We start from the raw sequence: 21,548 nt of genomic DNA, 5'->3' as shown, positions 1-21,548 counted from the left end.
GACAGCCTCAAATCCCCTAAGTGGAGATTGGTCATGACATCCAGTTTACGTCCTTTTTTTGCCCCCAAGGGTGTGGCTCTTATTGGCGCCTCTGACAACCCTTCAAAACTTGGCCACGGTATCTTAAGAAACATGGTCTCTTATGGCTACCAAGGTGCCGTCTATCCGGTCAACCCGAAAAGTACCCGCATCTTGGGATTGACATGTTATCCCGACATCCGCCAAGTGCCCGATCCGGTAGATCTTGCCGTCATCATCATCCCTGCACCGCTGGTACCCGAAGCCTTAGAAGCCTGCGGGGAACGCGGAATCCGTGCGGCTATTATCATCTCCGGCGGATTCAAAGAGGTTGGTCCCGAAGGCGCAGCCCTGGAAAAACTCTGCCTGGAAATTGTTCGTAAGCATCACATGCGGCTTATTGGGCCCAATTGTGTTGGAACGCTTAATCTTTACACTGGTCTTAATACCACCTTCATCCAGGGGGTGCCTGCTCAGGGCGGGATCAGTTTCGTTTCCCAATCTGGCGCAGTGGGCGGTGGTGTTATTGACTATCTACGCAATAAAGGGGTCGGCTTTTCCGCATTTGCCAGCCTGGGTAACGAAGCGGATGTTACCGAGACAGATCTCATTGAGTACTTTGCTGTAGATCCCAACACCCGCGTGATTACGGCTTATGTTGAATCAATTCGTGATGGCCAACGCTTTCTCCACGTTGCCAGAGAGGTCACTCGCTATAAACCCATTGTGATGCTCAAGGCCGGGCGCACGGAGGCCGGTGCACGCGCTGTTTCCTCGCACACCGGCTCGCTAGCCGGTGCTAACGAAGCCTATCACGCCGCTTTCGTGCAAAGTGGTGTCATTGAAGCCCAAACTGTGGCCGAACTCTTTGAGATTGCTGTGGCTTTAGATACCCAACCCTTGCCCCAAGGTCGCCGCATCGCCCTCATTACCAATGCCGGCGGCCCAGCGGCGCTAGCCTCGGATAGCCTTGCCGCCCATGGGTTAACTCTGGCCACACTAAGCGCCACAACGCGGCAAACACTGCGCGAGCACCTCAACCCAGCGGCACAGGTGGAAAATCCAGTGGATATGCTGGGAGGCGCCGAGCCCCAAGACTACGCTTTTGCGCTGACCCATACCTTGCAAGACCCTAACGTGGACGCTGTTTTCACCATCTTGGTGCCGCAAGCCCTGGTCAATCCGGCGGAGGTTGCCCAACGCATCGTCCAGACCGCCCAAGCGCAGGCAGACAAACCAGTCCTGGCCTGCTTCATGGGCGAATATAGCGTGGGTCAAGCCCGTGAAGTTTTACATCACGGGCGAATCCCTATGTACACCTTCCCGGAATCAGCGGGTTATGTGTTGGAGGCCATGGCCAACTATGCCCAATGGCGTCAAAAATCGCTTCTAACCCCTCAGCGCCCTCAGGATTGCCAACCTCAAGAAGTGGAGAGGTTACTCAAAGCCCAGGGTGAGCGACTGATCTGGGGGGAATTTGAAACCCGCCCGATTTTAGATGCCTATGGAATTCCCCTTATTCCTGGTGATCTGGCACGTTCCCCGCAAGAAGCGGTTCAGATTGCCGAGAATCTGGGCTACCCGGTGGTGCTGAAAATCGTGTCACCCCACATCCTGCATAAATCGGATGTTGGCGGTATTCGCCTGAACCTGAATAACGCTGAAGACGTGCGTACCGCCTTCTCTGAAATGATGGCGCACATTAGGGCAAGGCTACCTCAAGCGGAGTTGGTCGGCGCTTTGGTTGAACCCATGGCGCCCCAGGGTTATGAAGTGATTATCGGGATGCGGCGCGATCCTAATTTTGGCCCGCTGATGATGTTCGGCCTGGGGGGAATTTACGTTGAACTCTTTCGTGACGTCTCATTTCGGATCGCCCCATTGACCCGTGGGGACGCGTTGCAAATGATTAACGAAACCCATGCCGGGCGTCTTCTATCCGGCTTCCGTGGTCAACCGGAAGCCGATCTAGACGCATTGGTCGATATCCTTCTTCGCTTTAGCCATCTGGCAGTGGACTTTCCTGCCTTGCAAGAGGCCGAAATCAACCCCCTGCTGGTGCGGCCTAAGGGGCAAGGAACACTGGTGCTGGATTGTCGCATCGTGCTGGATGAAAATGAGGTTAATAACAATCCATAACCCTCCTATTAAACATTCAGTGGCGAGGGTGGGACTCGAACCCACAACCAACGGCTTATGAGTCCGCTGCTCTTCCGTTGAGCTACCTCGCCAGTGCGCCAAAATAATACTATGAGCAGGCTGTTTTGTCAACCGGCGTTGAGCCAAGAATTCCCAAACCTTACCTTGGAGTTCAGCAATGACCACGTTACTTTATCTTGAAGATGCCTATCTGCACGAATTTGATGCCATCGTTTTGGACCTAGATCCAGCCTCCAACGCCATTTTGCTCAACCGCAGTGCCTTTTACCCCGGTGGGGGTGGTCAACCGGCGGATAATGGCTGGTTGACGTATGCCGGCGCAACGATTCCCGTCATTCGCTTGCGCAAAGCCCCCGAAGGTTTATGGCATCACCTCCCGCCCGATGCGCCCCTGCCAGAACTGGGCACGATTGTCCAAGGCAAACTTGACTGGGAACGCCGCTACGCTCTCATGCGCACCCATACGGCACTTCACATTTTGTGTGGTGTGGTTTTTCGTGATTACGGCGCGCTGGTCACCGGTGGCGATATGGAGCCTCTTCAGGGACGCATGGATTTTGAATTTGAATCCCTGACCAAAGATCTGGTCGCGGTGATTGAAGAAAGCGTGAACCGTGAGGTGCAAGCGGCACGCTTGGTGCGCACAGCAATTTTGCCCCGCGAGGAAGCCTTCCAAATCCCAGATCTTATCCGCACCAAGATCAACTTACTCCCCCCCGAGATCACCCAGATCCGGACGGTCGAAATTGTGGGGTTAGATCTCCAAGCAGATGGTGGTACTCATGTACGTAATACCGCCGAGGTTGGCCCTATCCGCATCGTAGATTACAAAAGCAAAGGCAAAATCAACAAGCGTTTATATATCGCTTTAGAGCCATGGCCTCAACGTTAAGACTTCAGCCGAAAGCCAAACCACGCTCTTTGAGCGAGACGTAACGACCTTGACCAATCACGAGATGATCCAACACTTCGATATCCAGCAAGCGCCCCGCCTGAATCAACGCTCGGGTTAAAGTAATATCTTCCTGGCTTGGGGTCGGGTCGCCGCTGGGATGATTGTGAACGACCAGGATAGACGCCGCATTGCGCTGTATGGCCGCACGAAAAACTTCGCCCACACGCACGGTAGAGGCGTTCAGTGATCCTTTATACATCTTCTCGATATGCAAGACATGGTTACGGGTGTCGGTCAGAATAACCCACAAATGCTCTTGGGTTAAGGCAGACATTTCATAGAGCACTAATACCGCCGCATCAGCCGGGCTGTGGATGGCTGGACGTTCTTCCGGCGCAGCGGCGACCATCCGCCGCCCCAACTCAATAGCCGCCTTGATTTGAGCCGCCTTAGCGACGCCAACACCATGCTGAGATTGCAATTCATGAAACGAAGCCCGATGCAAGCCGCTTAATCCCCCAAACGTCTGGAGCAACCGCGTTCCCAATTGAACTGCATTTTCCCCTGGGACGCCTACCCGCAAGAGAATGGCCAGTAATTCCGCCGTGCTTAGGGCTTCCGGCCCCAGTTTCGCCAGACGTTCGCGCGGACGTTCCTGATCGTCTAAATCACGAATACGATAACTGGTTGAATTCCCCACGCCCTTTTCCCCTTTTCAAGACCGTACACCTTGAAGTCGAGCTAATCCCACAACCAATTGCTCCAGGGCTAAACGGGGTTCAAGGCTTCCACTCTTAATGGCTAAATCGGTCTCAAATAGCCGTTGATAGATGGCCTCGAGTTCTGCCAACGTGTATCGGCGTACTCGTTCCATCAACCGCTGAGCAATGAAGTCTTGCACCCTCAACCGTTCACCGATAATCTGGGCATCTCGTTCACCCGCCTCGATCAATTCGCGCGTTAGCAGAAGCAAACGAAACTCACGCACGATCAACGCCAATAACCCAATTGGATCTTGTTCGCCAAGCAGAATTTCCAATTGCTGCAAGGCTTGTTTAACATTCCCCTGGGCAGCGGCGTTTGTCATTTCAAACGCGTTGGCTTGTCCGATCGGTGCGGAGAGCAGAAGCACATCATCCTCAGAAACGGGGCGACGATCATCCACATAAGTCAATAATTTGAGGATTTCTTGATGAGCCAAATGAGTGTCGTTCCCAACGTAATTGGCTAATAATCTGGCAGCACCGATGGTAACTACTCCCCCTAGCGCCCGGGCGTGTTGAATTATCCACGTGGGCATTTGAGCCAAGGGCGGAAAAGGAAATGGTTTCTCAACTGCTCGCGCATTATTTTTATGCACCCATTCTAATAGCCACTTCCCAGTGCTTTTCATCGTTGACCACCCTTTATCCTTGCCACTGGGAATCAAGCGATCTTCGGTCCAGATGACCAGATACGTGCTGCCCGGAAGGCTCTCTAACAAAGCGAGAAAGCGCTTTTGGGCTTGAGCCGAACGCAAACGTTGGAGAGGATTGCTATAAACAACCAGCCGTTGCACACCAAAAAAGGGTAACGTCATGCATTCGGCGTATAGGCGTTCTTCATCGTCAGTCTGAGCATCTAAGCGGACAAAATTAAAATCCCCTATCCCCTGTTCACCCAATATCTGGTGAGCTAACGTCTCCAGATAAGCCTGCATCCCCGGTAAATCTTCACCGTATATAAGATGAATCTGAGGCTCGGTCATCTGCGTCATTGGGCATCCTTAAACCCAATTCACTTAAAACCCAATTCACTTATCGCGTTTTCACATGATAGATCATGTAGCCTTTGCGCTCAAAGCAATCCACTTGCTCAATCTGTAAATCCCCCAAGTCGGCTTCGGTGGTCAGGGTGCGCTGAAGCCATGGCCCAAGTGGCGCCGTCAAAATAAGCACCAGAGTTACCAGGAACATGACCAGGGGTAAGCGTTCTAACTTCTCCCGCCAACTGCCTTTCACCCCCACCATACTCAGCCAGGCAACCAAGCCCGCTCCTAATCCCATTGAGACGTAATTTGTACCACAATTGGGGTGAATGGCCAAATCACGCTCTCCGGCCCTTAAACGCTGCAATGCCTCGGAGAGTCCAGCCTGAAAGGTCTCAATATCCACGTTTCCAATGATCCAGAATCCGCGGGCATTTGAATTTCCTGCCATGCGTAAGTCAGGGCGCTTGGCGGCCAGAACCTGAATCGTGGCATGCTCAAGCGCGTGATTGCGGCGAGTGCGCAGCCACCCATTTGGGCCCATCCATTCAAAGATCGAGTTTTTCATTGGGTAAGGCATCCTTTCTTTTATCCGGCATCAAGTTCCTGCATCATAGCGGCTCGGGTTCCCAAAGAAAGACGCTGGGACGTCGTACGAAAAGTTTCCACATCAATGTGACGTAAAAGTCCGATGGATAATCCTAACAACATCGCCTGAACACCGAATACCACCCCGTAGCCCAGCAAAGCATTTTGACTCATAACTAAGATAACATCCCTCACCGCTCCACCGAGAACCGATCCCAAGATGCGCGCTAAAGCGCTGGCCATTCCCCATGCCCCCATATACATGCCAACACTTTTGGTTGTCATATCCAACATTAAAGAGAGGTTCGAGACAGTAGCCAAACCGCTCCCAATACCTAATAGGACAACGCCCGCATAAAAAATCTGGGCCGAGGCGACAATACCTGCCCCGATCATCAGAACAAAGCCGAATAGCGCAGTTATCGCGCCCAAGAAGGCAACCCGGCGCTTACCCCAACGCGGTTCAAGCCAGGTTGCGGCCAATAGGGCAACTAAAAAACACGTGCCCCATATGGAGGTAATGCGCGTGGTTGCGGCTACAGGGAGATTAAAAGCTTCGGCGGCATAGGGCTCAAGCAGGATATCTTGACCCAAAATCGCAACTAACAAGGCGCTCAAATAAACAAAAAAGAGGCGGGCCTGTGGATTGTGCCAGATCAAACGAAGTTGCAAACCCCATGAGGCTGGCACTTCTGGTATGGCCTGGTTTGAAGGCATAGTTGATCGCGGTTCTAATTTTACTAGTCCTAATAGGCCCAATACCAGTGCAACCACAGCAACTGAACCGAATGCGCGTTGTAATTGCTCAGGGGAATATTCAGCCAGAAGTCGGCTCAAACCCGCCGCTGTCAGGATGATTCCCACAATCATAAGAAACCACATGGTTGCCACCGTGCGCGTCCGCTCCCGTTCACCTGAAAGCTCGGTGGCTAGTGAGAGATAAGATACAGCAGCAAGATTATAACCCAATCCCCATGCCCCGAACGTTAGCCCCAGTAGCAAAAGGCCAATGAAAAAGTTTTCGGGCAGGATAAACACCACCATCGGGGCAACCGCAAGGCCACCAACACAGAAAAGCAACCCTGCCAAAATGTAAGGGGAACGACGCAACCCCGCGATGGGATGACGATCACTAAATGCCCCGATAGCAACCTGAACCGGGGAGAACAAATAAGGCAATGAAGCCAGCAATGCCACCAGTGCTGCTGAGATTCCTAATTCCTTGATCATGACCCGATTTAGCGTGCTATTTATCGGCACCAGGGTGACCGCTACTGCTGCATGAATGAGTGCCAATTGCCAACGTTTAAGACCCATCTCTTCACCCTCTCAAGAGGATTTAGCCGGGGAATCAAGAAGCGCCAAGCGTAAGGCCTCACGCAGGGAACGGGCCTCTAGAACCTCAATCCCTTCTGGCCAGGGGTCAACACGACGCAATCGCCGCGGCACAATGGCCGTCTTGAAACCCAGTTTGGCGGCTTCGCGTAAACGAGCATTCATCTGAGCCACCCAGCGCAATTCACCCGAGAGCCCAATCTCGCCGATGAGCACTGTATCTGCGCGGATCGGGACATCGCGATAGGACGATGCAATCGCCGCAGCCACTGCCAGATCTGCTGCCGGTTCGGCGATCCGTAATCCCCCCACGACATTAACAAAAACATCCTGATCACTTAGACGTAACCCCAGGCGACGGGTCAACACCGCCACAATCAGCAATAGACGATTGACGTCAAGCCCATTTGGCGTGCGACGGGGATTACCCAAATTCGACGGGCTGGTCAACCCTTGAATCTCCACCAGCAGTGGACGCGTGCCTTCCATGGTTACCGCGATGGCTGAACCTGGGGCATTCACCATTCGTTCGGCTAAAAAGACCTCGGAAGGATTGGGCACCTCGGTCATGCCAGTTTCTCGCATCTCAAACACTCCTACTTCCGAGGTGGCACCAAAGCGATTCTTAACCGAACGTAATAAACGCACCGCCTGGTAGCGATCCCCTTCCAGGTAGAGAACCGTATCTACGATGTGCTCCAAAACGCGCGGGCCAGCAATCATCCCTTCTTTCGTCACATGACCAATCATGAAAACGGTTAGCCCCGAGGTCTTTGCCAATTCCCGTAAACGCGATGCACATTCCCGTACCTGACTTACCGAACCGGCACTGGATTGTAAAGCCGGCAAGTATATAGTTTGAATGGAATCAATGATAACCAAGCCAGGTTTAATTTCACGAATATGATCCAGGATGACATCAAGGTTAGTTTCCGTCACTAGGAAAAGATGCTCGAGAAAGAAATCACCTCTATGTTCATCCTCTTCGCTTTGTTCCATTTGGCGAAGCAACCGTAATGCCCGCATCTTAATTTGGCGCTCTGATTCCTCGCCCGACACATAGAGCACCGGACCAGTCACAGCATTGACCAGGCCCTGCTGGATCATCTCCAATGCCATTTGGAGCAGTAAAGTAGATTTTCCAATTCCCGGATCACCGCCCAGAAGCACTACCGAGCCCCGCACAATACCGCCCCCAAGGACGCGGGCAAACTCCGCCATTGGCAATATCCACCGGTCTTCTGCTACTCCAGGGATCTCCTCTAAGCGCAGAGGGCGAGAATGACTAGTCAAACCACGCAGAGAGGTCGCTACCGCGGTGGATGAACTAGGGGCCGCAATGACCTCTTCCACCATGCTATCCCACGCCCCACATTGAGGACAACGCCCTAATGGGCGGGGAGAGGTTCGGCCACATTGCTGACAGACATAACGGGTTTGTGTTTTCGCCATAGTCGCAAAGAAAAGGGGCTGGCAAGCATCCAGCCTACCAACCCCGTCCTCACTACTAAATAAGGATGCCCATCATCATGAGGTTGCCACACCCATCTTAATTAGATACTCATCTCAACCGTCTTTTGAGCCTCGGCTGGCGAGCCTTCTTCCTTGCGAAGCACAATCTCGCCATCTACAGCATCCACGACGATGACATCACCCTCGTTGAACTCGCCGGCCAGAAGCGCATCTGAAAGACGATCCTCAATGCGGTTCTGCAGCACTCGCCGTAATGGCCGCGCGCCCATCTCCGGGTCGTATCCTTCCTCGGCCAACAGTCGGATGGCCGCTTCGGTGGCTTTGAGCGTAATGTTGTTCTCGCGCAAGCGGTCAGAGACTTTTTGAATCTCCAAGCCGACAATCTTGAGCAAGTCTTCGCGATTGAGAGCGCGGAATACCACCACACCATCAAGGCGGTTGATGAACTCCGGCCGGAAAACGCGACGCAGCGATTCAAGCAGTTTCTTGCGCATCTCCTCGTAAGCCAACTGTTCTTCAAGTGTCTCGTCGCGCTTGACCTGGAAGCCCATCACATTCTGACGCTTGATCATGTCGGCCCCGATGTTCGAGGTCATGATAATGATAGTGTTGCGGAAATCCACCCGATGACCACGCGCATCGGTCAGGTGCCCTTCCTCCATGATCTGCAAGAGCATATTGTGGGCTTCCGGATGGGCTTTCTCAATCTCATCAAAGACCACGATGGAATAGGGCCGACGGCGAATCGCCTCGGTTAACTGACCCGCCTCTTCATAACCCACGTATCCGGGCGGTGCACCCACCAAGCGGCTCACCGTGTGACGTTCCATGAACTCCGACATATCCAACTGGAGCAATGCATCTTCACTACCAAAAAGGAAGCGTGCCAGTGCCTTGGTTAACTCAGTCTTGCCCACGCCGGTTGGGCCAAGGAACATGAACGATCCGATCGGGCGACGCGGGTCTTTCAAACCCGAGCGAGCGCGGCGAATCGCCTTGGAAATGGTTTCAATGGCCTCATCCTGCCCGATGATATGTTTGCGCAGTTCTTCCTCCATATGGAGCAAGCGTTCCGATTCGGTCTGCGCCATTTGCTTGACGGGGATACCCGTCCACATCGAAACCACCTCAGCAATGTCCTCGGCAGTCACAACCGGACTGTTCTCGCGGTCCCAGCCACTGCGCAGATGCTCAATCTCTTCTTCAAGCATCTGTGCCTTTCGGGTTAACTCCTGCACCTCCTCATAACGCCCGTCCTCGTTGGCCAAGATAATATTCTGGCGCAATGCCCGCAAGCGGGTCATAAGTTCCTTCACCGTCTTGGCGGATTGGCTTTTATACATGCGAACCCGCGAGGCCGCTTCATCAATCAGATCTATGGCTTTATCCGGCAAATAACGCTCGGTGACATACCGCGCCGAAAGGCGGGCCGCCGCTTCGAGCGCTTCATCCGAAATGATCAAGCGATGGTGCTCTTCATAGGCGCCGCGGATTCCGCGCAGGATTTCAATGGTCTCCTCCACCGTGGGCTCATTGACCATAATTGGCTGAAAACGGCGCTCCAACGCGGCATCACTCTCAATATACTTGCGGTACTCATCCAAGGTAGTAGCACCAATCACCTGCAACTCACCCCGCGAAAGGGCAGGTTTCAGGATGTTCGCCGCATCCACAGATGAGCCGGCCGAACCCGCGCCGACGAGCATGTGCACTTCATCAATGAACAGGATGGCGCCCGAAGCTTTCAGTTCTTCAATGACGCGCTTTAAGCGTTCCTCAAACTGGCCGCGGTACATCGTTCCTGCCACCAACGAACCCACATCCAGTTGCAGAACTCGCTTGCCCAACAGGGGTGCCGGCACATCACCCTCAACAATGCGCTGCGCCAAGCCTTCAACAATCGCCGTTTTCCCAACCCCGGGTTCACCGATCAGAGCCGGATTGTTCTTGGTACGGCGCGCCAAAATTTGGATGACACGCTCAATTTCCATCTGGCGTCCAATGACCGGGTCGAGTTTATTTTCCTCGGCCAATGCCGTCAAATCAGTCGCCAGTTGATCAATCAGGGTTGTCTTTTGCTGGCTTTTCTGCTCTTGGCGTTGGGACGGCGCTCGCCCTGAGGCACCCTGCAAGGCGCTACCGCTCTCTTGCAGCACACGCTTCGTCTGGCGCTTGATCTGCTCCGGGGTTACGCCCAATTTACGCAACACGTCCAGCGCCTTACCCTCAGTAGAACGGATCAGACCCAGCAGCAGGTGCTCAGTACCGATATAATGATGTCCCATATTCCGGGCTTCTTCAATGGCATACTCTAACACCCGTTGCACGCCCGGCGAAAGATCAATTCGACCACCACGGTATGTACCAAAGCCGCTGATGCGATCGACAATATCCTGAACCCGTTCGGGTTCCAAACCCAAATCGCGTAATACACGGCTGGCAATACCGCCTTCTTCTTGAATTAGGCCTAACAGCAGGTGTTCAGTGTTTATGGTGCTCTGGTGCATGCGCTCGGCCTCTTGATGCGCCAGGCTCAACACTCTACGCGCCCGCTGCGTGAAACGTTCCATCCCAGACAAGGTAATCCTCCTTCAATGCAAAACCAACTCTCCAAATAACTTTAATTTCTCAACCTATCATGATGCGCAAATTTGCGTCACCAGAAACGACACTTTATCATGGGGAGCGCTCATTGCTCCGCCCTGTGTGTAATTCTACCAGAGTTTAAAGGCTTGTCGAGAGCCTCCTTTATAATGACGTAAAAGGTTACCATCCCTTGTTTCCGACGCAGCTATGGGTTCAAAAAATAAGCCAGCAACCAACGCGTGGTCGCTACCAAGGCTTCCGCATGGGTGCGCTCATAATTGTGAGAGGCATCCACTCCCGGCCCGATTAGAGCAACTGGCGCATTTCCACCTGCGCGCCAAAATGCGCTACCATCGGAGCCGTAATAGGGGTAAATATCCACCTTATATGGAATCCGATAGTGCTCGGCGAGTTGCTGTAACCGTAGACTCAGCCTTCGATCATATGGCCCTCCGGAATCCTTGACGCATAACGTGGCATGAAATTCATCCGAGGTCTGCCCCTCACCCACAGCAGCCATGTCCACGACGACCATTTCTTTTAAGTCCGAGGGTAGACCTGCTGAAGCCCCATGCCCCACCTCTTCATAGGTACTAAAAAGAGCACAAATCGTATGCCGCGGTTTTACTTGTGCCTGGACTAACGTCTTAAAGGCCGTGACTACACAAGCCACTCCCGCCTTATCATCGAGGTGCCGCGAACGCACAAAGCCTGCATTCACCTCGACGCGAGGGTCAAACGCCACAAAATCGCCCACCTCAATCCCTAAGGCGCGCGTTTCATCGGCGCTACTGGTACGAACATCTAAGCGAACCTCCATGTTCTCGGCCTCGCGCGGTATTTCGGCAGTACGCTTTCCATAGACATGTGACGATGCCACAGTGATCAACAAACTACCGCGATAACGCCGTCCATCGCGCGTAAAGATAGTGCAACCCTCCGTCTCAACGGTATTCCAGGCGAAACTCCCAATCGGGGTCAATTTCAAACGTCCGTTCGGCTTAATTTCCTTGACCATTGCCCCCAGGGTATCAAGGTGTGAGGCAACCACCCGAGGTGCTGATCTGTCTTCTCCTTCCAGACAAGCCAATAGCGCCCCTTTAGGGGTTCGCTCTATATGAACCCCATTCAGGCCATTTAAAGTCTGTTCCAGATACGTCACAGCCATATCAGTAAATCCAGTAGGACTGGGCACATTCAACAAACCAGTAAGAAACTCTATCAACTCGTCTCCATGGATATCTGGTAACGTTTCCATACGAATCACCCTTCAGCGTAAGCCGGAATGCCTTCAAATGCCGCAATGGTGTCACGCCAATGCCGACTCAAAGGAACGCTGGTCTGAGAGTGGTAATCATAAGCCACCATGACCACTTCAGCCTGGGCTTTTATCTGCCCGGTTGCAGGATTCTCAATCACGTAAACCATTTTCAGGCTCTTATTTCCCAGGTGCACTGTTTTAACCCCAACCCTCAATTCTTCCATTAAAGAAATTGGAGCACGATAAGCAATATGAATATTGGCGACAATCAAACCCAGATCGAGAAATGAGTGACCATCAAACAGACCAAGGTGGATTAAATAGGCTAGGCGGGCCTGTTCCAAGTACGTAAGGAAGCGCGCATTGTTAACGTGCCACTGGGGATCCAAATCCCCGTAACGAACTTGAATCGGATAATAGAAGCGGAAATCCACGTTCATGTTTCGCATTATAATGGCAAGACCCAAACTACGTCAAAGGTCATCCTTCCAGGATGACCTTAGTCACTTGTTACAAGGGGTACAAATGCATAAACTAAATAATATAGATAATTTCTATCCGCATTTCCGAAAAGAGGGATAGCAACTATGCAAATTACACGACAAGCTGACTATGCCTTACGCGCAATTTATTATCTAGCCCAATTAGGGCCTAACCAGCGGGCAGCAACCAGCGAGATCGCTGAACAACAGAATATTCCGCCTTCATTCTTAGCCAAAATCATCTCGCAGCTTTCGATCGCCGGTTTGATTCATACCTCGCGAGGCGCACGTGGAGGCGTTTCATTGGCTAAACCGCCTCATGAAATCAACGTGCTTGAAGTTGTTGAAGCCATTGATGGGCCGATTATGCTCAATGAGTGCACCCAATCACCAGATGCTTGCCCCTTTGGTGAGAATTGTGCCCTCCGCCCATTATGGTGTGAGGCAAAAAGTGAATTAGTTGAACGGCTCCGCCGCGCCACCTTTGCTAACGTAGCCGCCACCTCTGCCGCTGGTTAACCCATCTAGCCCTGACGCAAGTGTGCCTCTAAAGAGTGAAGAGGATAACGCGCCGTCATATCCAGGGTCAGAGGGGTAACCGACACAACATGTTCATATAGCAGTGCGTAAACATCAGAGTCTTTTGGTACTTCATCAGGTGAAACCTGCACCCGGTAACCTAAAGGGGCTTCCTCATCCAGCCCGCCTCGACGGGTAGAGTAAGGCACATAATAGCGGTGTAGAGCCAATCGCGTCACTCGCCATGGTGTTTCTGGAGTAGCCGAGGCGGGAATCTCAACTTTAAGAATTTGCACATCGCCCGGCAAACCAGACTGCAAAATGCGCTGGGCAAAATAAGCGGTAAAGTGCGCGGCAACCGAAAAATCCACCTCGGTTGAATGAGAAAGATGATTTTGAATCCCGGTTTGAAGCGATACGGCCAGGGCTGGAATACCAAAAGAGGCTGCCTCCATTGCAGCACCAATCGTGCCTGAGATGGTGATTCCAGTGCCTACATTCTCACCATAATTAATCCCTGAAACCACCAAATCGGGGTAACGAGGCATCAGTTCTAAAATGGCATGGTCAACCGCTTGGGCAGGCGACCCATTTACGCCATAAGCCACCCAGGTTAAGCCGCACCTCTCTCTCACCCGTTGTTCAATCCGCCCATTCATGAAATGAGGCATGCTCCGCCCCGCACCCGTAGATTGAGTCAGCGGTGCAGCAATGGTAACATCTCCCATGACGGCCAAAGCACAAGCGGCAGCCCACAAACCCGGCGACTCTACTCCATCGTCATTGGTGAGTAAAATCAAAGGTTTTTGCATCTTCTAACCCCTTGAGGATGGAAATTACCAGAATGAAAAAGAGCGGTTACCAAACCGCTCTACCATCTGTGCCCTCGGCGTGACTCGAACACGCAGCCTTTTGCTCCGCAAGCAAACGCTCTATCCATTTGAGCTACGAGGGCGCCTTGTGCTCATAATATACCGCGAGGGCGCAGAATCGTCAAGTGCTATGCCTGAAATGGCAACTGTAGCACTTGTGAGAATCGGTACATCATAGTATCCCAAAGTTACCCTCTACTATGATAAATTTAGTTGAATTTTGCCCTGGTTAGGATAAAATATAATCAAGCATGCCTTGGGTGATCTGACTATAGGGGGTAATTATGGGGGCGCTCTGAAGGAGTGCTTATTCTAAACCACAGAAAGGATACCATAATGTCTTTAAAACTGGCAACTGTTTTGCTAATTGTCGCCTTGGTACTTACTGCTTGCTCGGGGTCGTCACCATCCACTCCTACTGCAGCTCCAACAAATCAAGCCCCCGCCCCAGAAAACACTCCCACTCCCCAAGGCCCCCAAGCAGTCAGTCAAATTGAGGATCTAAAAAAAGCCACGATCCAGATTGAAGCCCAGGGCACTTTTGTGGATCCCGAAGTCGGATTGATGCTCAATGTCGCCGGACGCGGTTCCGGCTTTATCATTGATCCTTCCGGCATTGCGGTTACGAATAACCACGTCGTCACTGGTGCCGCGTTGATCAAAGTATGGGTAGGGGGTGAGACTGAGCCACGTAATGCGCGTATTCTGGGCGTTTCAGAATGTTGGGATTTGGCCGTCATTGACATCGAGGGGGATGGCTTTCCCTATCTGGCGCTTCACGAGGGGGAGATAAACCCCGGGCTGGAGGTTTATGCCGCCGGTTTTCCGCTCGGTGACCCTGAATACACGTTAACCAAAGGAATTGTATCTAAGGCCAAAGCCGATGGAAAAACTTCCTGGGCTGCGATCCCCGCCGTCATCGAACATGATGCGCGTATTCGAGGTGGCAACTCCGGCGGTCCACTAGTGGATAATCAAGCCCGCGTTGTGGGAATTAATTACGCTGGGAACAACGTCTATGACATGAATTTTGCCATCCGCGCCCAAGATGCAATGAAAGTGATCGAAACCTTACGCAAAGGCCAAGACTTTGAATCCATTGGCGTAAATGGCCAGGCTGTGATGAGCGAAGACGGGAGCTTGAGCGGAATCTGGGTTGCTTCAGTCAAATCAGGCTCTCCCGCGGGTAAGGCCGGCGTCCAAGGTGGAGACATCATTACCCGTATGGAAGGGTTGGTTCTAGCCACCGACGGCACGATGAGTGATTACTGTGACATTCTGCGGACCCGGAGTTCCGACAGCCCGATCGCCATTGAGGTCTTGCGTTTCGATACCCAGGAAGTTCTCTCGGGTGAACTCAACGGGAAGCCACTAGAAGCCAAGTTCTCCTTTGCCCAAGAACTGGGTGACGAAACCTCAGACACAGGCTCTGCTGCCACAGATTACATCTTAGTTCAGGATAACTCGGGCGCTATTCAGGTCGCCATTCCTTCCACCTGGAGCGAGATAGATGGCTCACCATGGGTCTTAGATAACGACGTGATCGGTGCCAGCATCACAGCGGCAGCAAATCTGAACAACTTTATAAATTATTGGGATGAACCAGGGATCTTCTTCGCCGTCTCCGATCAGGTAGCCCAACTGGCTGGTTACATTCAGTTGCTTGATGCCTATCGTGAAAGCTATCGCAGTGAGTGCAAACTGCAGGGGCGTTATGATTACGAAGATAGCGCCTACGAAGGGGCTTACGATGTTTATACCAACTGCAACGGTGCTGGGAATGCTCTCATCGTGCTCACGGCGCGACCCAAGCAAAACAAGACGGCTTTTTTGGTAACCTTCATCTTTAACGCGATGAGCGATAGTGATTGGGTTGCCCTTGATCAGGCTTTGAATACCTTTGACGTCGTGGGGGCTTTACCCTAAAGTTCATTTCGGCTGTTTGCCTAACGACAAGGGCATCCGACAGCAGTTATAATCCTGTCGGATGCCCTTGAATTACAAAATCCTTGGAAAGGTTTTAAAACCCGTCGAGCGCAGAAAAACCTGCGCCCGACAGTACCCCGGTTCTGGTGCAACGCTTTACTCCCCCTGGTTCGCGTTAAACCCTTCTTCATGGATCAGCGCCACAAAAGCCTCTACAACTTGTGGATCGAATTGCGTACCGGCACAGCGCTGAATCTCTTCTAAAGCCACCTCTGCAGAACGCGCTGGACGGTAAATACGTCCGCCAGTAATGGCTTCAAACGCATCTACAACCGCCAAAATGCGCGATCCCAATGGAATTTGATACCCCTTCAATCCATGAGGATAACCAGTCCCATCAAAATGCTCATGATGACAATGGATGATCGTTGCAACCCCGTTTAAACCGGTGACAGTTTGCACAATCTGTGCTCCAATTTCGGGATGCCGCCGCATCAGCTTCCATTCATCTTCGGATAGCGGCTCGGGTTTCTGCAAAATCTCGATGGGGATTCCCACTTTGCCTAAATCATGGAGCAACGCCGCCAATCCGATGGTCTTAACCTCTGTAGGCAAACACCCCAAACGTTCGGCAAGGCGTTCAGCCATCTGAACCATGGTAAGGCTATGTTGGGTAATAGATACATCATAGTGCTCAATGCTCTTTGAGAGCATGAGAACATCATTATGCAACGGTGGACGCAATTCTGGATGGGACGTAAAAGTCAAAATAGATTGCGCATAACGCGACAACAAGCCCGCCAGCCTCAATTGACCGTCGTGAAAACGCGCCGATTGTTTTACCCCAATGATCAGTACGCCCTTCGCAGCAGAGGAATCCTCACCGATTGCCACAATAAACAAAGCATTAGCATCGTGATAGCGTAAAGTGCGCCCTTCATCCAGGCTTAAGGAATCCTGCTCACGCGAAATCAACAAGGGTTGTCCTGATGAAACCACCTGATGATATAAACGCTGAGCATAGAAGGGTTCTGCTAACCGCCGCAAATGACCACCGCCATCGGCGAAAACCACAGCGCGCGTTTCAAACCCCCATTCTGACCCCAACACAACTACCTTACAAAAAGCCACACGGGTTACACTCACCACACACGCCGCCAGGCCGGATAACGCCACCCCCAAGGCATCCTCATAGGTAGGCATGGCAGGGGCAAACGACGCCGTAGTCGGCTCAAATCCGGTGGTGGTCACCGATTCGGCCACTATGCGACGCAGTTCACCCGTATCCGGAAGGCGAGAATCCATCCAAAGCATCCTTGGGTCGAATTCGTTATCCTGCGGCAAGCCGGTTACACCTCAACGCACCGGATCAATGCACACCCACTGGGATAGGGATCTCAACCCGCAGCGGCAACTCATGCGCTAGGAATTGGGCTGCAAAGTCGCTCAACGTTTCCGCTTGAATGCTGCATAAGCGTTCCATCATCTCAGCGGAAAACGTAAACGACTCGCCGTTGTAACCCTGGGCAATCGCCAAAGCAGGATTTTGAAGTAGTTGATCACGGAAACGCTTACTGACTACTGCAGCACAGAAAAGGTGGCTCACCTCGGCTTCGGTTTCGGCCTTGCGATAAGTTACGGTTTGGGTTCCCCAATCCATCGCGTAACGCATTTTTACCTCCATTAGTATAGTATATTGGTATATAGACTAAAATTTTGCAATCAAGTTTGTTATCCAACTCACGCCTAAAACAAAAACTGCGGGTTTTGGTCCTTTTAGACCAATCATTAACCCCGCAGTTATTTTCAACGCCCTGTTGAGGCGCTAAGCAGCAATTACTCGTGCGAAAACGCCTGCTTCCTCTTCTCAGTCAACCCGACTTAACGCACCGTATCACCACTGGCTTGAGGGGAACGTCGTACCGTATCACCACTGGCTTGAGGGGAACGTCGTACCGTATCACCACTAGCCTGAGGCATTTCCATTGCTACATGCACCGAAAACAGGGACGTTTTCATGCTCCAATCTCCTTTCGCCTTCTTTCAGGTTCAAATTCTTTGTTTAGTATGCAACCCTTTAGGATGCAAACCAGGCTTCAAATGAGGCTCATTTCCTCATCAAATTGTTAACAATGAGTAAAGAGCTCAATCCAAGCCCAGCTCAATTTAAAACCTTGCAGAGACGACAACCCCACCATCCCCTAAGGGCTTTCGCCGCATTACTATATAGAATTCAGCCCAATAAGAAACTAACGAATAAGGGCTTCAAATAAAGATTGAGTCTGCAGCGAGGGCGCTGTGTTCAATTCTTCTGAGAGCACCCGCCGGCAATAATCGTACTGGCGCACCACGGCAGCTCGATTTCCCATAGCGGCATAAGCCTGCATGGCTAAACGGTGTGCTTCTTCAAAACACGGATCTTCTTGGAGAAGTTGTTGCGCACATGTTAATGCGCCCTGGGCATCACTCTGTTGCAAGTACAATTCCCCCAACCTCAAGACAACCCCGGTATAGGCATTGAACAGGCGCTGACGTTCAATCAGAACCCAAGTCTCATCCAAGCCAGGTAAATAGGGCCCTTGGTAGTAGCGCAAGGCGTTTTGGTAGTGAAGGATTTTTTGCCGTGGATCGCTACTCCGTTCGGCATGGTAAATTTCGCGGAAAAACTGCTCGACATCATACTCATAATCCAAATCAGTATTGAAGCGATAAATCCCATCCTGAAAAAGAACCACATCCTTGCCTACTGCGCGGCGCAAGCGATAAAGTGTGTTCTTGAAGCGAAGGTGCAATTCATGCGGAGAGCAATCGCGCCAAAAGACATTTCCGACGATTTCGCGCGTCACTCCATCGGGACGAGTTAGCAAATAGAGAAATAGATCGCGTGCACTTTGCGTTTGCCAATCCCCAATCGTTAAGGCACGGTTATTAAGTTTTATTTGTATTTTTCCAAGAGTCTGAATGACTAATAATGGGCCAATAAAAGGGATCGTTGCAGCTTGTCGGCGCAAACGGCGGCGCAGAACATTCAATTGGACATCAAATCGCTCTAAACGAACAAGCAATTCATTTACCAATCCCGATAACCTATCATCGTTAACCAAGGATAATAGGATAGGACGGGATTCTCGAACCAAACTGAGAATACCAGGGGGTGTATCTCGATTTATCAAAGAGGATATAAAGTTCAAGATATCTTGCTGCAAATCCTCAGTATGCGGTAAAAGATTCCATCGAGCCAGCAAGAGAAAAAGGCGAGCACGCAAAGCCTCTGAAGTATGCCCTTGTGACTCGAAGAAATCAGCTGCAAGTTGCAGATCTTGAATTGCTAATGCAGGGTTTCCATTGAATAATTTGAAGCGCCCATTTTCTAAACGACATAAGTTTTGCTCGTAAGCGGAACCGCTTTCTTCAGCCATTATCCAAGCCTGCTCTAAAAACGGCTTAGCTTGAATAAATTGTCCTTGAAGATCCAGCATTACTGCTTGACTCAATTGAAGATAAATGCTCAAAAAACGGTCACCCAACCGTCCTACTATGTGGTTGGACTGTTGATAAGCCTCTAAGGCCGAACTCCATATACCAAGATCACGGTAGAGATCCCCAATTGAGGCTAATGCATAAGCCTCCATCCGTAAGTAGCTGCTTTGACGCGCATATTCAACCGCTTTTTCCAAAGTAGCAAGTGCACCTTCATAATCCCCCATCTGTCTTTTGAGATCTCCCAAGTTGTTAAGGACATTTGCCAATCGTACAAAGTTATGGGTGGATAACCAATGATTAATCGCTTGGGAAAACAATCGTTCAGCTTCCAGGTGATTTCCTAACGCCGAATTAATAGTACCCATCTCCATTAAGGAAAATGCAATGAAATTAGACTCTGCAGTCCCTTCGAAATACCGAAGGGATTGTTCAAAAGTCGCTAATGACTCACGCATATAGCCTTGATGATATAGAATGATGCCTTTCTGTTGCAAGGTAATTCCGAATAGTTTTCGAGAGTTTGGACAGTCACCCACTAAGGAAAGAGCCTCATTAACATCATTCAATGCTACGTTGTATTCTCCAATCCGCCGTAGGGCTGCAGCGCGTCGCACTAATGTCTCAACTCGTTGGATTTTCTGGTCTTCCGGATAAAGATTAAGCGACTGATCTAAATAAGCTAAGCCTTCATGAACGCTTCCCTTGATAAGGCATAAATTCCCTTTCAATGAAAGCAAAAGTGGACTCTGTTGAAAAGACGTCTCCGGCAACTCATCCAGCCATTGTTGTAAGGTGATTAACCTTCCGTCCTCAAACAACTCCGCCCCCACTTCCTCTAGCAACGGTACGGTTTGGTCCACTCGCCCCAGCCGACGGTAAAGCATGTAAATACGCTCCCACGCCCGCTGTTGACAATAGCGTTCACTTAATCGCGCTACCAGCCGTTCAGCTTCCTCGGGACGTTCGGCTAACAACCGCTGCTGTAGAAAATCGGCAAATAAATGATGATAGCGATACCAAACCCGTCCCTCCCCCACTGGCGTTAGGAAGAGATTCTCGCGCAACACCGTGTTGATGAGGGCATTCCAATCAGCCTGAATGCCTAACGCCTCACCAATAACTTCCTTACACTCCGTGGCATCAAACTCTTCTAATAGAGAGGAATAGAGCAAAAAATCACGCAATTCAGGTGGCTGACGTTCCAGCACTTGGGTCGCCAAGTAATCATACAGCCCAACCGAGGCAATCCGCCCCCGGCGCAGGCGATCCAAAATACCCGTATCGGCCAATTGGGAGGATAATAACAACCCTGTAATCCATCCTTCTGAAAGCCGCGCCAATTCATAGGCCACACTCTCTGGAATGGCTTGACGCAAAGTCTGCCCGAAGAAGGCTTGCACTTCTTGAGGAGTAAAAGCCAAGTCCTCCGCCCCTAAACCTCCTACCAACGAACGGGCCACCATTAGTGGAAGATCGGGAAGAGCAATCAGCGTGCGTGAGGTGAGGATCACGTGGCAATTTTCATCGCTGTCCTGGACCAAACGACTGATAAAATAGGCAATCGGTTCACTTTCCTCGATCAGGTGATAATCATCCAAAACGATCACAAAGTGTTCATTAATCGCCTCAAACATGTCCTGGATAACAGCGCTGACCATCGTATCCAGGTTTAGTTCCCCCTCCGCCATGTTTTGTAATACTGCGCGCGAACGCTTGCCGAAGAGAGGAAACTGCATTGTAATGGAAGCCACTAAATGGCTAAGAAACCGGATTAGTTCCTGATCTAAAACATCCAGCGCATACCAGCAAAAAGGCCATTCGGTATGATGGGCAAAATCTACTACCAGCGAGGTTTTCCCGTACCCGGCTGGTGCGGCGATAATAATCAACTTATATTCTAGTAACTCGTGGAGCGCGTCAATTAATCGAGGCCGGCTTAAGAGATCATTGCGTCGGCGCGGGACAAAAATTTTGGTCGGCAGGATGGGAACCGGTGCGTCCATAGCAAGCCTTCGTGAAAAATCAGCGCGCTAAATGCCCGCGGAACCTCAATAATGGCAAAAAATAAACCGCTTTTATAATAACACAAAACCTCATGGCTGCATCGTCATGCGCTCGACCATGAGGTCTCTGGTGGGCGCGGAGGGTCTCGAACCCCCGAACCTCACGGATGTGAACCGTGAGTCGGGGGTTCGAAGATCAT

17 protein-coding genes and 2 tRNA genes are annotated in these 21,548 nt (G+C 51.3%); 4 read left to right on the top strand and 15 right to left on the bottom strand.

The window, feature by feature from the left end:
* Positions 1 to 33 precede the first annotated feature (33 nt).
* A complete protein-coding gene (locus AC01YT_RS03290) occupies positions 34 to 2,157 on the top strand; it encodes an acetate--CoA ligase family protein (protein ID WP_476672787.1) in 2,124 nt (707 codons plus the stop codon).
* 20 nt (positions 2,158 to 2,177) lie between these two features.
* On the opposite strand, the gene AC01YT_RS03285 is transcribed toward AC01YT_RS03290, so the two are convergent.
* Positions 2,178 to 2,249: transfer RNA gene (locus AC01YT_RS03285), tRNA-Met, on the bottom strand.
* Between the two features lie 86 nt (positions 2,250 to 2,335).
* Here AC01YT_RS03285 and AC01YT_RS03280 point away from each other — a divergent pair.
* Complete coding sequence (locus AC01YT_RS03280; RefSeq protein ID WP_476672786.1) at positions 2,336 to 3,070, top strand: alanyl-tRNA editing protein; 735 nt, start codon at positions 2,336 to 2,338, stop codon at positions 3,068 to 3,070.
* 4 nt (positions 3,071 to 3,074) lie between these two features.
* On the opposite strand, the gene radC is transcribed toward AC01YT_RS03280, so the two are convergent.
* The 8 genes from radC to AC01YT_RS03240 form a co-directional block, all read right to left on the bottom strand.
* A complete protein-coding gene (gene radC, locus AC01YT_RS03275) occupies positions 3,075 to 3,773 on the bottom strand; it encodes a RadC family protein (protein WP_476672785.1) in 699 nt (232 codons plus the stop codon).
* A 15-nt stretch (positions 3,774 to 3,788) separates the two neighbouring features.
* Complete coding sequence (holA, locus tag AC01YT_RS03270) at positions 3,789 to 4,829, bottom strand: DNA polymerase III subunit delta (protein ID WP_476672784.1); 1,041 nt, start codon at positions 4,827 to 4,829, stop codon at positions 3,789 to 3,791.
* A gap of 40 nt (positions 4,830 to 4,869) precedes the next feature.
* A complete protein-coding gene (locus AC01YT_RS03265; protein ID WP_476672783.1) occupies positions 4,870 to 5,388 on the bottom strand; it encodes a DUF6391 domain-containing protein in 519 nt (172 codons plus the stop codon).
* A 20-nt stretch (positions 5,389 to 5,408) separates the two neighbouring features.
* Positions 5,409 to 6,725 carry a BCD family MFS transporter gene (locus AC01YT_RS03260; RefSeq protein WP_476672782.1) on the bottom strand — a complete coding sequence of 439 codons (1,317 nt, stop codon included), beginning with the start codon at positions 6,723 to 6,725 and terminating at the stop codon, positions 5,409 to 5,411.
* A gap of 12 nt (positions 6,726 to 6,737) precedes the next feature.
* A complete protein-coding gene (radA, locus tag AC01YT_RS03255) occupies positions 6,738 to 8,195 on the bottom strand; it encodes a DNA repair protein RadA (protein ID WP_476672781.1) in 1,458 nt (485 codons plus the stop codon).
* A 101-nt stretch (positions 8,196 to 8,296) separates the two neighbouring features.
* Entirely contained in the window at positions 8,297 to 10,786 is a 2,490-nt protein-coding gene (locus AC01YT_RS03250) for an ATP-dependent Clp protease ATP-binding subunit (RefSeq protein ID WP_476672853.1), read from the bottom strand.
* A gap of 221 nt (positions 10,787 to 11,007) precedes the next feature.
* On the bottom strand, positions 11,008 to 12,060 hold the full coding sequence (locus AC01YT_RS03245) for a M42 family metallopeptidase (RefSeq protein ID WP_476672780.1): 1,053 nt from the start codon (positions 12,058 to 12,060) through the stop codon (positions 11,008 to 11,010).
* A 5-nt stretch (positions 12,061 to 12,065) separates the two neighbouring features.
* The gene (locus tag AC01YT_RS03240; protein ID WP_476672779.1) at positions 12,066 to 12,503 is read right to left on the bottom strand and encodes an acyl-CoA thioesterase; all 438 of its coding nucleotides are present in this window, start codon (positions 12,501 to 12,503) and stop codon (positions 12,066 to 12,068) included.
* Between the two features lie 147 nt (positions 12,504 to 12,650).
* Between AC01YT_RS03240 and AC01YT_RS03235 the strand changes: the two genes are divergently transcribed.
* Positions 12,651 to 13,064, top strand: coding sequence for an RrF2 family transcriptional regulator (locus tag AC01YT_RS03235; RefSeq protein ID WP_476672778.1), 414 nt, complete (start codon positions 12,651 to 12,653; stop codon positions 13,062 to 13,064).
* A gap of 5 nt (positions 13,065 to 13,069) precedes the next feature.
* Here AC01YT_RS03235 and surE read toward each other — a convergent pair whose 3' ends face one another.
* Together surE and AC01YT_RS03225 are read right to left on the bottom strand one after the other, a co-directional pair.
* The gene (surE, locus tag AC01YT_RS03230) at positions 13,070 to 13,876 is read right to left on the bottom strand and encodes a 5'/3'-nucleotidase SurE (protein ID WP_476672777.1); all 807 of its coding nucleotides are present in this window, start codon (positions 13,874 to 13,876) and stop codon (positions 13,070 to 13,072) included.
* A 69-nt stretch (positions 13,877 to 13,945) separates the two neighbouring features.
* A tRNA-Arg gene (locus AC01YT_RS03225) sits at positions 13,946 to 14,019 on the bottom strand.
* Between the two features lie 253 nt (positions 14,020 to 14,272).
* On the opposite strand from AC01YT_RS03225, the gene AC01YT_RS03220 reads away from it, so the two are divergent.
* Entirely contained in the window at positions 14,273 to 15,862 is a 1,590-nt protein-coding gene (locus AC01YT_RS03220) for a S1C family serine protease (protein WP_476672776.1), read from the top strand.
* 156 nt (positions 15,863 to 16,018) lie between these two features.
* Here AC01YT_RS03220 and AC01YT_RS03215 read toward each other — a convergent pair whose 3' ends face one another.
* The 4 genes from AC01YT_RS03215 to AC01YT_RS03200 form a co-directional block, all read right to left on the bottom strand.
* On the bottom strand, positions 16,019 to 17,167 hold the full coding sequence (locus tag AC01YT_RS03215) for an HD-GYP domain-containing protein (RefSeq protein ID WP_476672775.1): 1,149 nt from the start codon (positions 17,165 to 17,167) through the stop codon (positions 16,019 to 16,021).
* A gap of 64 nt (positions 17,168 to 17,231) precedes the next feature.
* The gene (locus AC01YT_RS03210) at positions 17,232 to 17,534 is read right to left on the bottom strand and encodes a hypothetical protein (RefSeq protein ID WP_476672774.1); all 303 of its coding nucleotides are present in this window, start codon (positions 17,532 to 17,534) and stop codon (positions 17,232 to 17,234) included.
* A 209-nt stretch (positions 17,535 to 17,743) separates the two neighbouring features.
* Entirely contained in the window at positions 17,744 to 17,881 is a 138-nt protein-coding gene (locus AC01YT_RS03205) for a hypothetical protein (protein ID WP_476672773.1), read from the bottom strand.
* A gap of 230 nt (positions 17,882 to 18,111) precedes the next feature.
* Entirely contained in the window at positions 18,112 to 21,348 is a 3,237-nt protein-coding gene (locus AC01YT_RS03200; protein ID WP_476672772.1) for a winged helix-turn-helix domain-containing protein, read from the bottom strand.
* Between the last annotated feature and the right edge of the window lie 200 nt (positions 21,349 to 21,548).

Source organism: Thermanaerothrix sp. (assembly GCF_056331585.1).
The sequence above is the reverse complement of the archived record's forward strand: the minus strand, read 5'-3'. Positions and strand labels throughout refer to the sequence as shown.

Excerpts from the sequence above, each read along its gene's own strand:
- AC01YT_RS03205 (WP_476672773.1), bottom strand. The coding sequence starts at position 17,881 with ATGAAAACGTCCCTGTTTTCGGTGCATGTAGCAATGGAAATGCCTCAG.
- AC01YT_RS03245 (WP_476672780.1), bottom strand. The coding sequence starts at position 12,060 with ATGGAAACGTTACCAGATATCCATGGAGACGAGTTGATAGAGTTTCTT.
- AC01YT_RS03250 (WP_476672853.1), bottom strand. The coding sequence starts at position 10,786 with ATGGAACGTTTCACGCAGCGGGCGCGTAGAGTGTTGAGCCTGGCGCAT.
- surE (WP_476672777.1), bottom strand. The coding sequence starts at position 13,876 with ATGCAAAAACCTTTGATTTTACTCACCAATGACGATGGAGTAGAGTCG.
- AC01YT_RS03290 (WP_476672787.1), top strand. The coding sequence starts at position 34 with ATGACATCCAGTTTACGTCCTTTTTTTGCCCCCAAGGGTGTGGCTCTT.
- AC01YT_RS03200 (WP_476672772.1), bottom strand. The coding sequence starts at position 21,348 with ATGGACGCACCGGTTCCCATCCTGCCGACCAAAATTTTTGTCCCGCGC.
- radA (WP_476672781.1), bottom strand. The coding sequence starts at position 8,195 with ATGGCGAAAACACAAACCCGTTATGTCTGTCAGCAATGTGGCCGAACC.
- AC01YT_RS03240 (WP_476672779.1), bottom strand. The coding sequence starts at position 12,503 with ATGAACGTGGATTTCCGCTTCTATTATCCGATTCAAGTTCGTTACGGG.
- AC01YT_RS03280 (WP_476672786.1), top strand. The coding sequence starts at position 2,336 with ATGACCACGTTACTTTATCTTGAAGATGCCTATCTGCACGAATTTGAT.
- AC01YT_RS03215 (WP_476672775.1), bottom strand. The coding sequence starts at position 17,167 with ATGGATTCTCGCCTTCCGGATACGGGTGAACTGCGTCGCATAGTGGCC.
- AC01YT_RS03260 (WP_476672782.1), bottom strand. The coding sequence starts at position 6,725 with ATGGGTCTTAAACGTTGGCAATTGGCACTCATTCATGCAGCAGTAGCG.
- holA (WP_476672784.1), bottom strand. The coding sequence starts at position 4,829 with ATGACGCAGATGACCGAGCCTCAGATTCATCTTATATACGGTGAAGAT.
- AC01YT_RS03210 (WP_476672774.1), bottom strand. The coding sequence starts at position 17,534 with ATGCGTTACGCGATGGATTGGGGAACCCAAACCGTAACTTATCGCAAG.
- AC01YT_RS03265 (WP_476672783.1), bottom strand. The coding sequence starts at position 5,388 with ATGAAAAACTCGATCTTTGAATGGATGGGCCCAAATGGGTGGCTGCGC.
- AC01YT_RS03220 (WP_476672776.1), top strand. The coding sequence starts at position 14,273 with ATGTCTTTAAAACTGGCAACTGTTTTGCTAATTGTCGCCTTGGTACTT.
- AC01YT_RS03235 (WP_476672778.1), top strand. The coding sequence starts at position 12,651 with ATGCAAATTACACGACAAGCTGACTATGCCTTACGCGCAATTTATTAT.